This is a genomic window from Novosphingobium sp. CF614 (genome assembly GCF_900113255.1).
Taxonomy (GTDB): Bacteria; Pseudomonadota; Alphaproteobacteria; order Sphingomonadales; family Sphingomonadaceae; genus Novosphingobium.
The window spans coordinates 166,239-179,830 of the sequence record NZ_FOOR01000001.1; the positions used below are offsets into that span (position 1 = coordinate 166,239).

The following is a 13,592-nucleotide window of genomic DNA, read 5'->3' on the forward strand; positions in this document are numbered from 1 at the left end:
AATGCAAGGATTAGGATAAGACTATGGCGATATCCACGGGCGGAGGCGGTGCCGACACACCGATGTCCGACATCAACACGACGCCGCTCGTCGACGTCATGCTGGTGCTGCTGATCATCTTCCTCATCGCGGTCCCGGTCGCGATCCAGACGATCGAAAAGCTGCGCATCCCGGTCATCCCGGCGGTCGAATCGAAGGACAAGGTGGAAAACCTGCTCCTCACCGTCTCGACCACCGACGACGGCGGTCGCAGCGCGGGCGAACCCGGCTTCACCGGCGCATCGCGCGGCGGCGAATGCCGCATCTACTTCAACAACATCACCCCGGTGAGCTCGGCCGAGCTGCGCGACAAGGCTTTCAAGCGCCTTGACGCGATCGTGAAGCGCGCGGGCGGTCCGCAGGCCCTGATGGCCAATCCGGAAATGATCCCACAGGTTCACATTCGCGGTGATGTCAACGCCCCGTGGCGCTGCGTGGCGGGCGCGATCTACAACGTCCAGATCTCGGGTTATCCGACGGTTGGCTTCATCACCAACCCGATCGACCCGAACGGCTGACGTTACGGCAGGAACAGGAGTAACTTTCCATGGCAATGTCAGGCGGCAAGGATGATGGCTCGCCGATGATGGAGATGAACACGACGCCGTTGATCGACGTCATGCTCGTGCTTCTCATCATGTTCATCATCACCATCCCGGTTGCGACCCACTCGATCGATATCGACCTGCCGGTGGCCACTCCCCCAACGGATACGCCTCCACCGGTCGACCCGGTCAAGAACAAGGTCGTGCTCACGGTGGACAACAAGATCCTGTGGAACGGCAATCAGATCAGTGGTCCGATGCTGATGGATCTGCTCAAGCAGTCGCTGACTTACTCGGTCGAACCGGAACTGCAGTTCCAACCCGAACCGAACGCCAGCTACGAGCTTTCGGCACAGGTCCTGCAGATCATCAAGGCCTCGCAGGTCACCAAGTTCGGCTTCGTCGGCAACGAGCAGTTCGCCGAATTCAACAAGTAGTCTGAAGAGCGGACCAAAGTCCCATCCGGGACCCAACAAGGGGCGGAGCAATCCGCCCCTTTTTTTTGCGCCGCGGCGAAAGCGCGCGGACTGTCTTCCAGCGTCAAATCAATCCTCTTCCCCGGCATCCAGCCGCATCGCCAGCGAGGCCAGCGTCTCCGCTTCGACCAGCAGATCCTCGTCCGCAGTGCCGGAAGGGAGACTTTCCCGGCCGATCATGGAAAGCGCCGGCACCGACAGCGGACTGATCCGATCGAGCCGCACATGGTCCACCTCGCGCGCGGCGCGGTCCAGCACATCGGCCACGCGGGCAACGTCGGTCATGCGCGCACGGGCATCCGCCCAGGCCGCCTCGATAAGCAGGTGGTCGGGTTCGTACTTGCGCAGCACGTCATAGATCAGGTCGGTCGAGAAGGTGACCTGCCGTCCCGACTTGCGCCCATGGTGGCCCTGGCCCGGCTGCTGGCGCTCGACCAGTCCCGAAATCACCGCCACTTCGCGAAAGGCCCGCCGCAGTAGGTATGATTGCTGCACCCAATCGACGAACTCATGCGTCAGGATATCGGGCGAAAGCAGCAAGGCCGGGTCCTCCACCGGCTTCAATCCCCAGACCACCAGCGTATAGTCGGTGGCGACGAAGCCAAGCGGGCCCAGCCCCCGGTCCTCCATGCGCCGGGTGATGAGCATGCCGAGCGACTGGTTCGCGGGCCACCCCTCGAAAGTGTAGTAGCTGGTATAGGCAAGGCGCTCGTGCGGGAAGCTTTCGACCAGCAGCCGGCCCGGCGCGGGCAGGTGCGAGCGACAGTCCTGCACCTCCAGCCACTCGCGCACGTCGTCCGGAAAGCGGGCCCAGCCGGCCCGGTCGGACAGCATTTCACGCACCCGGTCGGCGAGGTGCGTGGAGATGGGCATGCGCTGGCCCATGTAGCTGGGGATCGTCGCCGAGCGTTTCGCGGCGCGCACGACCAGCTCGAGATCCCGGAGCGCCTCGACCTCCAGATCCAGGCCGGCGAAGCGGAAGGTATCGCCGGGCTTGAGGCTGGCGCCGAAACCTTCTTCCACCCGGCCCAGCGAACGCCCGTTGCGGAAGCGCACGTCCAGCATCTCGGCATCGACGATGATGCCCGCGTTCAGGCGGTGGCGGGCGGCATGCTCGGGGTGGGTCAGACGCCAAAGGGCCCCGGATTCGCCGTTCTTCTCCCGCACGATGCGGTGGAACCGGTCGTAGGCGCGCAGGGCGTAGCCGCCGGTCGCGACAAAATCGAGCACGCGCGCGAAGATCGCCTCGTCGACCCAGGCATAGGCCAGCGACGAGCGCACCTCGGCCAGCAATGCCTCTTCGCGGAACGGACCGGCGCAGGCGACGGCCATGACATGCTGCGCCAGCACGTCCAGTCCGCCGGGGCGGAAGGCGTCGCCGTCGCGCTGGCCCTCGCGCACCGCCTGCTGCGCCGCGAAGGCTTCCAGGAACTCGAAACGGTTGCCCGGAACCAGCAGTGCCTCGCTGGCCTGGTCCAGCCGGTGGTTGGCGCGCCCGATGCGTTGCAGCAGGCGCGAGGACCCCTTGGGCGCGCCCATCTGCACGACAAGGTCTATATCCCCCCAATCGATCCCGAGATCGAGACTGGCGGTACAGACCAGCGCCCGAAGCTCGCCGCGCGCCATCGCGGCTTCGACCTTGCGCCGTGCCTCCCGCGACAGCGAGCCGTGGTGGATGCCGATCGGCAGGTTGCCCTCATTCGCGTCCCACAGCTCCTGGAAGATATACTCGGCCAGGAACCGCGTGTTGGTGAAGACCAGCGTCGTGCGATGCGCCGTGATCTGCTCGATCAGCTGGGGAATCGCCCAGGTCGCGGCGTGGCCGCTCCAGGGGATGCGTTCCTCGCGCGGCAGCAGGATCTCGACTTCGGGATCGGCCCCCGGTTCGCCCTCGACCAATTCGACCGTATCGATCTCTCCCCAGGGCGCGAGCCAGCCGCGATAGCTGTCGGGATCGGCCAGCGTCGCCGAGAGCGCGGCACGTTGCAGCCGCGGACCGAGCGCCTGCAGCCGCGCCAGCGAGAGCGCCAGCAGATCGCCGCGCTTGCCGGTGGCGAAGGCATGGACCTCGTCGATCACCACGCGCCGAAGGCCGGCGAACAGCACGGGCGCCTCCGGATAGCTGAGCAGCAGCGAGAGCGATTCGGGCGTCGTCAGCAGCACGTGCGGCGGCCGCGCGCGCTGGCGTGCCTTGCGGTCCGAAGGCGTATCGCCGCTGCGGGTCTCGATGCGGATGGGCAGGCCGATTTCCTCGACCGGCGCGATCAGGTTGCGCTGGACGTCGGTCGCCAGCGCCTTGAGCGGTGAGACGTAGAGCGTGTGCAGCCCCTCCGGCGGTCCCTGCCCGCCCAATCGCGAGGGGCAGAAAGCCGCAAGCGTGGGCAGGAAGCCCGCCAGCGTCTTGCCCGCGCCGGTATCCGCCACCAGCAGGGCGTGGCGGCCCGCGTCGGCGGCAGCCAGCATGCGGGCCTGGTGACGCCGCACCCGCCAGCCGCGCGCACCGAACCAGGCGGCGAGTTCCGGCGGCACCCCGCCCTGGTCCGTCATCGGGTTGGCCTGCCGGTGGGGCGACGAAACGGGGCGGAAGACAATGCCATGGCAGCGGTGGAGCACATCGCCGCGCGCGGGAAAAGCCCCGGGTCCAGGTAACTCGGTCGCGAGCGGGTGCGACGTCTTCGGAGCTTGCAGCAAGGCCCGCCTTGTCCGAAGAGCTTGACCAGAACCATCCGAAGGACCCGATGACCACGCTTTCCGACTTTTCCGGCCTCACCGGCATCGCCATGGCACTGGCGCTGGGCTTGCTGGTCGGTCTCCAGCGCGGCTGGGCGCTGCGCGAGCGGGCGGACGGCTCGCGCTTCGCGGGGATTCGCACGTTCGCGCTGATGGGGCTCGCGGGCGGCATCGCCGGCGTGCTCTATGACCATGCGCGCGGCCCGGCGACGAGCCTGCTCGCGGCCGCCATGGTGCTGGTGGTGCTCGGCTACGAACGCGTCTCGCGCGAGCGCGGGCAAGTCGACGGCACTTCGAGCGTGGTCGCCCTGCTGACACTGGCGAGCGGCTTCCTGGTGGGCAGCGGCGAGCGACTGGCCGGCACGGCGGTCGCGGTGGTCATGGTGCTGCTGCTGGCGATGCGCGAGCAGCTTCATCACTGGGTCAACCATCTCAGCAAGAAGGAAATGCTGTCGATCGCGCGCTTCGCTCTGATCGCGCTCGTGATCCTGCCGCTGCTGCCGGACCACCCCTACGGCCCTTACCAGGCGTGGAACCCGCGCAAGCTGTGGATGGTGGTGGTGCTGGTTTCCGGCTTTTCCTTCGCCGGCTACTTCGCGGCGCGGCTGCTGGGTCCGACACGCGCCGTGATCGCAACCGCGGCGGCCGGATCGATGGTATCCTCGACAGCGGTCACCGCTTCACTGGCGACGCGGATGAAGGAAGGGACCGCCCAGACGCCCATCCTCGCGGCGGGGATCTCGGCGGCATCCGCGGTCATGTACTTGCGCGTCATGGCCCTCACCGCGGCCATCGCGCCTTTCGCGCTCGTCTCGCTCGTGCGGCTGATGGTGCCGGGACTTCTCGTCAGCCTGGCCTTCGCCGCCTGGTACTTGCGCAAGGTGCCCCAAGGTCCCTCGTCCGAGCCGCAAGGCGAAGTGCCGATGCGCAACCCCTTCGACCTTGGACCGGCCTTCATGCTGACCCTGCTGGTCATGGTGCTGACCGTTGCCGCGCGCTGGGTGCTCGATCGTTTCGGCGACCGCGAACTGGCGCTGGTGCTGGCGGTTTCCGGCACGGTCGACGTCGATTCGACGATCATCACCATGGGCGGCCTGCCCGCAGGCACGCTCCACCACGTCAGCGCCGCGCTGGTGCTTGCCCTGTCGGTAATGTTCAACACGCTGTTCAAGGCTTTCGTCTCGGCCAGCGTCGGCGGATGGACAAAAGGCAAGCACGGCGCGCTTCCGCTCGTCGCCAGCGCCGTGGCGGTCGCACTGGGCGCGCTGACGCTGCTGATCTAGCCGGAAACGCTCACGTCCTGAGGCGCGCTCGTCCTTCGACGGGCTCAGGATGAGCGGGTCTTCATTCGCGTTTCGAGTTCTTCGCCCTAGGCTTGCCGCCCTCGCGAAAGGCCCGAGAGGGCCAGCTGTTCGTCGATCTGGCCGATCAGCCGCTCCAGCCCCTCGCGCGTTTCGCTTTCGGCGCGGGCGGTGAGAACCTCCTGCGTGTTCGAAGCGCGCAGCAGCCACCAGCCGTCCTGCGTAGTGACGCGCACGCCGTCGATGTCGACGACTTGGGCGCCGCTTGCCGCAAGGCGCGCCCTGACTTCCTCGATCGCGGCGAACTTGCGGGCCTCTTCGACCTGGAAGCGCAGTTCCGGCGTATTGACCATCTCCGGAATCGCCGCGCGCAACTCGGTCAGCGACTTGCCCAGCCTCACGGTCGCGGCCATCAGCCGTACCGCCGCGTAGAGCCCATCGTCGAAACCGAAGTAGTCGTCGGCGAAGAACACATGCCCGCTCATTTCCCCGCCGAGCGGTGCTCCGGTCTCGCGCATCCTGGACTTGATGAGCGAATGCCCCGATTTCCACATGAGCGGCCGCCCGCCCAGCCCGGCCACGGCATCGAACAGCGCGCGCGAAGCCTTGACGTCGGCGATGACCGTGGCGTTCGGTATCCGGCGCAGCAGATCCTCGGCGAAGATCGACAGCAGCTGGTCTCCCCAGATCACCCTGCCCGTGCCGTCGATCGCGCCGATGCGGTCGGCATCGCCGTCGAAGGCCACGCCGAAATCAAGCTTCTCGCGCAGGACGAGCGCGCGCAGGTCCGCAAGGTTCGCCTCGATGGTCGGGTCTGGATGGTGGTTGGGAAACCGCCCATCGACTTCGGTGAAGAGCAGATGATGTTCGCCCGGCAGCTTCGCCGTCAGCAGTTCGACCGCGGGGCCGGCGGCACCGTTTCCAGCATCCCAACCGATCCGCAAGCCGGCAAGCCTATCGGGATCGACACCGGCCAGTCCCTGGAGCAGCCTGTCGACGTAGCCTTCCAGGACCGCCCGGTGGCAGCAATGCCCGCCTCCGCGCTCCCAGTCCCCCGCCGCCGCCATGGTTCCCAGCCGCGCGATGTCCTTCCCGAAAAACGGCCGGCCGCGCAGCACCATCTTGAAGCCGTTGTGGTCGGGCGGATTGTGGCTGCCGGTCACCTGGATGCCGCCGTCCACGTCCTGGCCCGTGGCCTCGGCGAAGTAGAGCATCGGCGTGGGCCCGAGCCCGATTCGCACGACATCGGCCCCGCTCGCGGCAAGGCCCTCGACCAGGGCCTGTTCCAGCATCGGCGAACTCAAACGGCCGTCGCGACCGACCGCGACCTTGCGCCCGCCGGCGCGGCGCAGCACCGTCGCGAAGGATCGCCCGATCGCATGCGCGTCACGCGTGCCCAGCGTCTCTCCGACCACGCCGCGAATATCGTATTCGCGCAGGATCGTCGGGTCGAACCGATGGCCCTCCCCCATGCCCGCCTCAGCCCCGCGAGTCGGTCGGCAAAGCGGCCAGCAGCAGATCCCGCGCGGCATTGGCTTCGTGCACCTGCTCGTTGCTGCCGCCCCGGTCGGGGTGGACGGCGGCGATGCGGCGGCGGTGCGCCTCGAGGATATCCTTGCGGCCAGCCCCCGCCTCCAGCCCCAGGACCGCACGGGCCTGGGCCTGGGCGAAGCTTTTCCGATCGCGCGGCTTGCGCTGCCAAGGCCAGCGGCCAGCGAACACCCGCCAGGCCACGCAGCCCAGCGCGATCAACCAGAGCAGCTTCACGCCGGAGTGCCCATCATTCCGCCGCGATCGCCGGTTCCTGCTGCCCGCGCGCCGGTATCGGCAAGTTGAGCCCGGCAACCAGGCCGCGCAGCTCCTGCCGGGCGACCAGATGGCTGGTGCCCAGCTCGCCCAGGTGCGGCTTGTCGAGCAGGGTGAGCCCCGAAGGGAACAGTTCGCGGAAGATCACGCGTTCGGACAGGCCCCCGGCGATGCGGAAGCCGACCCGCCTGGACAGCTCCTGCAACGCGCCGTCGAGGCGGCGCATGTTGCGCGCCTCGACGTGCTGGACGCGGTTGCGCACCACCACCCAGTCCATCTCCCGACGGCCGTCGCTCAGGGTCTTCATCCCGCGCTGTTTGCGCGTTTCCCACATGAGCTCGGCATAGAACGACAGCTTCTTGACCTTGAAGGTCTCGCCTTCGACCTGGCCGATCAGGTCGAAGTCGACGAAACTGTCGTTGAGCGGAGTGACCAGGGTATCCGCGGTGGCCGCCACGTGACGGGCGAAGGGATCGTCGCGGCCCGGCGTGTCGAAGACCAGGAAGTCATAGCCTTCCGCGATCTGCTCGGCGAGTTCGTCAAGCTCGGCGATATCGTCGCCATCGTAGACCGCGAAGCGCGCGCCCGGCAGGGCGATCTCGCGCCGGCGCTCGGTCTCGACCCGGTTCTCCAGATAGCGGAACAGGGTGCGCTGGCGCGGATCGAGATCGATCGCGGCGACATTCGCACCCTGGTAGGCCAGGGCGATGGCGACATGGACGGCGGTGGTGGACTTGCCGGTGCCGCCCTTTTCATTGGCGAAGACGATACGATGCGCTGTCACGGGCCTGTTGGTCGCTTTCCTGCTGCGGGCCGGCGGGCCGGGCCCCACGAATTCAATTTCAATGCCACATTCAATTTCATTGCCGCTTGCGGCGCGCCGCCGCTAATGACTGGCGCACCTGCCGAGCAGGGCCATCATATCGGAGCTGCCCCAGCCAATGCAAACCGTTCACAGCCTTGATCCACTGCGCAAAGAGGTCGCCAGGCTGCGCGAGACGGGAACACTGGCGCTCGTGCCCACCATGGGCGCGCTGCATGAAGGCCATCTGACACTGGTGCGCGAGGCCAGGGCGCGCGCCGCCCACGTCGCGGTCTCGATCTTCGTCAACCCGCTGCAGTTCGGCGCGGGCGAGGATCTCGATGCCTATCCCCGCCAGCTTGAACGGGACTGCGCGCTGCTTGCGGCCGAAGGCGTCGACCTGGTGTGGGCACCAGGGGTCGATGCGATGTACCCGCAGGGCTTTTCCACCAACATCTCGGTAAGCGGTGTCAGCGAAGGCCTGTGCGGCGCGCAGCGGCCGGGCCACTTCGACGGCGTGGCCACGGTGGTGTGCAAGCTGTTCCACCAGGTCCTGCCCGACGTGGCCCTGTTCGGCGAGAAGGACTGGCAGCAGCTGGCGGTGATCCGCCGCATGGCCCGCGACCTGGACCTGACGCGGCCCCATGCCGGCGACATCATCGGCGTGGCCACCGTGCGCGAGGCCGACGGGCTGGCGATGTCCTCGCGCAATGCCTACCTGACGCCGCGCGAACGCACGCAGGCCGCGTCCCTCCCCGCCGCGATGAAGACGGCGATCTCCGCGATCGAGGCGGGCGAGGACGTGGCTGCCGCGATCGCATCGCTGGAAGCCGGCCTCGTCGCCGGCGGCTTCGCCTCGGTCGACTATGTCCGGTTGTGCGATGCGGAGAGCCTCGCCCCGCTCGAACGCCGATCCGCGCGACCGATGCGGCTGCTGGCCGCCGCCCGCATCGGCAAGGCGCGGTTGATCGACAACATGGCGGTCGCGCCGGCGGCCTGCTAGACAATCTCACAAGGATCGTCATTTGTCCCGGGGTCAATCCCGACCTAGGGTCGACGCGCCTTTGGGACTGGGCAGCCCGCGCACGGCAGCGCGGCAGCAAGGAGGGATGATCTGACATGAAGAGATTCGTTTGCGCGCTGGGCGCGCTCGCCGTTTCACTGACCGCGTCCTCGGCCCTTGCCGCGGACAAGTCTTCCGCTCGCAAGTCGCAGGAAAAGGGTACGCGGGAAATTCCGGTCTGCACCAGGAACCTGGGCACCGTGGCAATCGTCGAGCCCGACAACCAGTGGTGGCGCGAACTCAGCCTCGGCAGCCCGGAAGCGATCCTGCGCGTCTTCGTGCAGCAATCGCGCTGCTTCACGCTGGTCAACCGTGGCCGCTCGCTGCAGAGCAGCGCGATGGAGCGTGCGCTGGCCGATCAGGGCGAGCTGCAGGGCGGCTCAAACATCGGCAAAGGCCAGATCAAGGCGGCCGACTACTTCCTGCAACCCGACATCGTCAGCACCAACAACAATTCGGGCGGCACCAACCTGGGCGGCGTGCTCGGCGGGATCGGCGGCATGTTCGGCCGTGGAGTGGGCGCCATCGCCGGCGGCCTCAATATCAAGAAGGGTGAGGCGAATGTGACGCTTTCGATCGTCAATTCGCGCACCACTGTCGAGGAAGCGCTGGTCGAAGGCTATGCCCGCAAGTCCGACGTCAGCTTCGGCGCCGGTGGCGGCGGCTTCTTCGGCGGCACTTTCGCTGCGGCGGGCGGCGGCTATCAGAATACGCAGATCGGCCAGATCATCGTGCTCGCCTATCTCGATGCCTATACCAAGCTGGTCTCCCAGCTCGGCGGCCTGCCCACCGATGCCTCGGCGGCGGCACCCGTCGCCCACTGAGGGGCCCAAGAACCATCGTTCGCAAAGGGCGGGCCACGCGGTCCGCCCTTTGCTTTCCCGGCCGCAAGCCGACCGGCTCAATCTAGCAGGCCCAATCTGACAGGCCCAATCTAACAAGCATTGTCAGGGGACCTTGCCGGCACGGTGCTTTATTTCCGTCCAACGATCGATCCGTCGAACATCCGGGGGCTGGGGATGAAGCCATTCGAAGCGGCGTTTCAGGAATAGGTCTTCGGCGCGGGCACGATGCCGGCAGGGCGCGCAGGCGCCGATCCGAAGCGCATTCCGGCAAGAAGCGTCGCAATTGCACATACCAATCGGTTCGGGGGAACAGGCGCCCCAATCCCAGTCCCCTTCGGCGGCGCCCTGTAACCCCGCGCCTGGTGGCGGACATCGGGTCTGGCTGGTTCGCGGGTCGGGAGGAACCGCAAACCGGATCGGCTCCGAAGTCCGCCACCGGCAACCCTGCCACCCATTGCCATCGCGGGCGGGGAATTCTACCCACGACAACGACGGGCGCGGTACGCACCGATGAAGCAACGATGAACAGTGACGACGGCGTGGGCAATCACCAGGGGGGCGAAACCGGCATGAGCGGGCTCAACATCCTCTACATCGAGGACGATGCGCGCGCCGCTTCGCAGGTCGAGGAACTGGCAGCCCATTCCGGCGACAGGGTGACATGGGCACCGACCGGCAACGCCGGCCTCATGCGCGCCGGCGTGGAACGCTTCGACGTCATCGTGCTCGACCGCATGCTGCCGGATCTCGACGGCATCACCATCCTTTCCCGCCTGCGCGAAAGCGGCATCGGCACGCCCGTGCTGATGCTTTCGGCGCTGGGGCGCACGACCGACCGCGCGGAAGGTCTGGACGCCGGCGCCGATGACTATCTCGCCAAGCCGTTCGAGGGCCAGGAACTGCTCGCCCGCCTGCGCGCGCTGCACCGCCGCGCCTCGGGCCGCGAGCACAGCGCCGTGATCCTCTACGGCTCCTTCGAATGCCATGTGAAGGCACGCACCGCCTTCCGCGACAATCGCCACCTTCCGCTCAGCCCGAAGGAATTCGAGCTGTTCCGCTATTTCATGGAAAACGCGGGCGAAGTGCTGACACGCGAAATGCTGCTGCGCGACGTGTGGAAGATGAACTTCGATCCGCAGACCAACGTCGTGGACGTCAACATCGGACGCCTGCGCCGCAAGCTCGAGGAGGGTTTCGACCGGCCCGCGCTCGAGACGATCTGGGGATCGGGATACCGGCTGCTGGACGGCAGGTGATCCGGTTCATTGCCATTCGCCACTCGATCTTTGCCCAGATCGTGCTCTGGGCGATCTTCACCGCGGCGGAAATCACCTTCGGGCTCTGGCTGCTGACTGATACGACGATCCAGCGCACCAATCGCCTGGCGATGGAGCGCGCCGTCGACGTCGATCTTGCCGGCATGGTCGACATCTACGCCAGCGGCGGCGTCAAGGAACTTACCAAGCGGATCAACGATCGTCTGGTGCTGCAATCGCGCGATGGCAATCCGGCGCACTACCTGATCGCCGACGCCAGGGGCGAACGCATCGCCGGCGACATCAAGCGCTGGCCCGGATTGCGTGCGAAGCTGTCGGAAACCGCCGAAATCCGGCTTGACGGAAAGCGGCTGGCCTTTGCCCGCGCCACCCAGCTCGGCCCCAACCTACGGCTGCTGGTCGCACACGAGCACCGCGACCTTGAAGTCCTGCTCCGGCAGGTCGCGCTGGCGTTCCTGACCGGCGGCATCCTGGCCGTGCTGGCTGTCGCCGCCGGAGGCTGGATCGCCGCGAATCGCCTCGCCGGACGGATCGGAAGGATCAACGCCGCCTTCCGGCAACCCGACGACGCGGCGCTCGCCCAGCTCGAACGCGGATCGGCGGGCCACGACGAGATCGACGAGCTGACCAGCCATTCCGCCAATGCGCTGATGCGGCTCAAGCAACTGGCAGCGGCCCATCGCCAAACCACCGATCATGTCGCGCACGAGATGCGCACCCCGCTGATGCATCTCGACAACCGGCTGGTGCGGGCCCTGGCGACCGCGCCTGAGGCCGGAACCGCGGCGAGCATCGCCGACGCCCGTACCGAGATCCGCGGCATCATCCGCATGCTCGAATCGCTGCTCGACATCGCCGCGAGCGAAGCGCGGCGCGGCGACCGGCACGGCCTCGCTCCGGTCGACCTCAGCGCCCTCGCCGCGCGCCTGGGCGAACTCTACGCCGACAGTGCCGAGGAATCGGGCCATACCTTCAAGCTCGACATCGAACCCGGCGTCAAGATCGAAGGCGAGGAGATGCCCCTGACCCGGCTTATCACCAACCTGCTCGACAACGCCTTCAAGTTCGTGCCTGCCGGCGGCACGGTCTACCTCGGGCTGCGCAAGGGTCCGATGCTGATCGTCAGCGACGACGGCTGCGGCGTCCCCGAGGACCAGCAGGAGAATATCTTCGAAAAGTTCAACCGGGGAGGACGCTCGGCCGCGACCGAGGGTGCCGGACTGGGCCTCGCGCTATGCCGGGCCATCGCCGAGCGCCATCACCTGGAGATAAATCTGGTTCCGTCGGACAAGGGCGCCTGCTTTACCGTGACGCCGGAGACGAAACGACGCATCTCGGCGGAATAGCCCCGGCCCCCATCCCGGCCCCATCCCGACCATCGCCGGGACGAGGGAACCGGGAAAATCAAGCCGCCGCGTCGAGCCCATAGGCCGTGTGCAGCACCCGCACCGCGAGTTCGGTCTCGTCGGCGTCGATCAGCACCGAGACCTTGATCTCGCTGGTGGAGATTGCCTGGATGTTGATCCCGCGATCGGCGAGCGTCTTGAACATGGTGCTGGCGACGCCCGCATGGCTGCGCATGCCGACGCCCACGACACTGATCTTGGCGACCTTGTCGTCCGAGATCATGCGGTAATAGCCGATGGCGTCCTTGCGCTCCTCCAGCATCGCCTGCGCGCGGGCGAGGTCGGCCTGGGGCACGGTGAAGGTCACGTCGGTCTCGCCCTTGTCCTTGGCGACGTTCTGGATAATCATGTCGACGTTGATGTTCGCCTCGGCGAGCGGGGCGAAGATCGAGGCCACCGCGCCGGGACGGTCGGGCACGCGGGTGAGAGTGACTTTCGCCTCGTTCTTGTCGGCGGCGATGCCGGTGATCAGCTGGCGTTCCATATCGCTTCCTTCCAGTTCCTCGTCGCTGACGATCATCGTGCCTGGCAGCGTGTCGGCCGGCGGGTCGTTCCCGTCGACGAACGAGGAGAGCACCTGCACGCGCACGTTCTCCTTCATCGCCAGCGAGACCGAGCGCGTCTGCAGGACTTTCGAGCCTACCGAGGCCAGCTCGAGCATTTCCTCATATGTCACCAGCGGCAGCTTGCGCGCCTTGGCGACGATGCGCGGGTCGGTGGTGTAGACACCGTCAACGTCGGTGTAGATGTCGCAGCGATCGGCCTTGACCGCCGCCGCCACCGCCACTGCCGACGTGTCCGATCCGCCGCGGCCCAGCGTGGTCACCCGGCCGTGGGGCGAAAGGCCCTGGAAACCGGGGATCACCGCGATCTCGCCCGCCGCCATCGAGGCAAGCAGGGCCTGGGAATCGACCTCCTCGATACGCGCCTTGGCGTGGGCGTCGTCGGTCCTGACCGGCAGTTGCCAGCCTAGCCACGAGCGTGCCTTGCAGCCCATCGCCTGCAAGGTCAGCGCCAACAGCCCCGAGGTGACCTGCTCGCCGCTCGCGACGACGACGTCGTACTCGGCGGGATCGTAGAGCGCGTTGGCCTCACGGCAGAAGTTGACGAGGCGGTCGGTCTCGCCGGCCATGGCCGAGACCACCACCGCGACTTCGTGCCCGGCCTCCTGCTGGCGCTTGACGATCCCCGCCACGCGCCGGATGCGCTCGGTCCCGGCCATCGAAGTGCCGCCGAATTTCATCACGATACGTGCCAAGGTGCCGGTGCTCCCCTGTCGTTTGCCCTGCGCGCCCATCGCGC

The 13,592-nt window shown here is 67.2% G+C and carries 12 protein-coding genes; 7 read left to right on the forward strand and 5 right to left on the reverse strand.

Annotated features, from left to right (window positions below):
• The first annotated feature begins 23 nt into the window (after positions 1–23).
• Both BM052_RS00755 and BM052_RS00760 read left to right on the forward strand, forming a co-directional pair.
• Positions 24–557 carry an ExbD/TolR family protein gene (locus BM052_RS00755; RefSeq protein ID WP_177198264.1) on the forward strand — a complete coding sequence of 178 codons (534 nt, stop codon included), beginning with the start codon at positions 24–26 and terminating at the stop codon, positions 555–557.
• Between the two features lie 29 nt (positions 558–586).
• Complete coding sequence (locus BM052_RS00760) at positions 587–1,021, forward strand: ExbD/TolR family protein (RefSeq protein ID WP_091142087.1); 435 nt, start codon at positions 587–589, stop codon at positions 1,019–1,021.
• Between the two features lie 108 nt (positions 1,022–1,129).
• On the opposite strand, the gene BM052_RS00765 is transcribed toward BM052_RS00760, so the two are convergent.
• Entirely contained in the window at positions 1,130–3,607 is a 2,478-nt protein-coding gene (locus BM052_RS00765; RefSeq protein WP_091142088.1) for a ligase-associated DNA damage response DEXH box helicase, read from the reverse strand.
• A gap of 152 nt (positions 3,608–3,759) precedes the next feature.
• Between BM052_RS00765 and BM052_RS00770 the strand changes: the two genes are divergently transcribed.
• Positions 3,760–5,073 carry an MgtC/SapB family protein gene (locus tag BM052_RS00770; protein WP_255405871.1) on the forward strand — a complete coding sequence of 438 codons (1,314 nt, stop codon included), beginning with the start codon at positions 3,760–3,762 and terminating at the stop codon, positions 5,071–5,073.
• Positions 5,074–5,159: 86 nt separating this feature from the next.
• Here the strand turns inward: BM052_RS00770 and pgmG are convergent, their stop codons facing one another.
• Genes pgmG through BM052_RS00785 form a run of 3 tightly spaced genes read right to left on the reverse strand, consistent with a single transcriptional unit; the run spans position 5,160 to position 7,681 of the window.
• On the reverse strand, positions 5,160–6,563 hold the full coding sequence (gene pgmG, locus BM052_RS00775; protein WP_091142090.1) for a phosphoglucomutase/phosphomannomutase PgmG: 1,404 nt from the start codon (positions 6,561–6,563) through the stop codon (positions 5,160–5,162).
• A 7-nt stretch (positions 6,564–6,570) separates the two neighbouring features.
• Positions 6,571–6,858 carry a J domain-containing protein gene (locus BM052_RS00780; RefSeq protein WP_091142091.1) on the reverse strand — a complete coding sequence of 96 codons (288 nt, stop codon included), beginning with the start codon at positions 6,856–6,858 and terminating at the stop codon, positions 6,571–6,573.
• Positions 6,859–6,871: 13 nt separating this feature from the next.
• Positions 6,872–7,681 carry a division plane positioning ATPase MipZ gene (locus tag BM052_RS00785; RefSeq protein ID WP_091142984.1) on the reverse strand — a complete coding sequence of 270 codons (810 nt, stop codon included), beginning with the start codon at positions 7,679–7,681 and terminating at the stop codon, positions 6,872–6,874.
• Positions 7,682–7,838: 157 nt separating this feature from the next.
• On the opposite strand from BM052_RS00785, the gene panC reads away from it, so the two are divergent.
• From panC to BM052_RS00805, 4 genes are all read left to right on the forward strand, one after another.
• Positions 7,839–8,702, forward strand: coding sequence for a pantoate--beta-alanine ligase (gene panC, locus BM052_RS00790; RefSeq protein ID WP_091142093.1), 864 nt, complete (start codon positions 7,839–7,841; stop codon positions 8,700–8,702).
• Between the two features lie 116 nt (positions 8,703–8,818).
• Positions 8,819–9,586, forward strand: a complete 768-nt coding sequence (locus BM052_RS00795) for a CsgG/HfaB family protein (RefSeq protein ID WP_091142095.1) — start codon at positions 8,819–8,821, stop codon at positions 9,584–9,586.
• Between the two features lie 590 nt (positions 9,587–10,176).
• A complete protein-coding gene (locus BM052_RS00800) occupies positions 10,177–10,863 on the forward strand; it encodes a response regulator transcription factor (protein WP_091142986.1) in 687 nt (228 codons plus the stop codon).
• Positions 10,860–12,230 carry a sensor histidine kinase gene (locus tag BM052_RS00805; protein WP_091142097.1) on the forward strand — a complete coding sequence of 457 codons (1,371 nt, stop codon included), beginning with the start codon at positions 10,860–10,862 and terminating at the stop codon, positions 12,228–12,230. The genes BM052_RS00800 and BM052_RS00805 overlap by 4 nt, the downstream gene beginning before the upstream one ends.
• Positions 12,231–12,288: 58 nt before the next feature.
• On the opposite strand, the gene BM052_RS00810 is transcribed toward BM052_RS00805, so the two are convergent.
• Complete coding sequence (locus BM052_RS00810; RefSeq protein WP_177198296.1) at positions 12,289–13,533, reverse strand: aspartate kinase; 1,245 nt, start codon at positions 13,531–13,533, stop codon at positions 12,289–12,291.
• Positions 13,534–13,592: the final 59 nt, after the last annotated feature.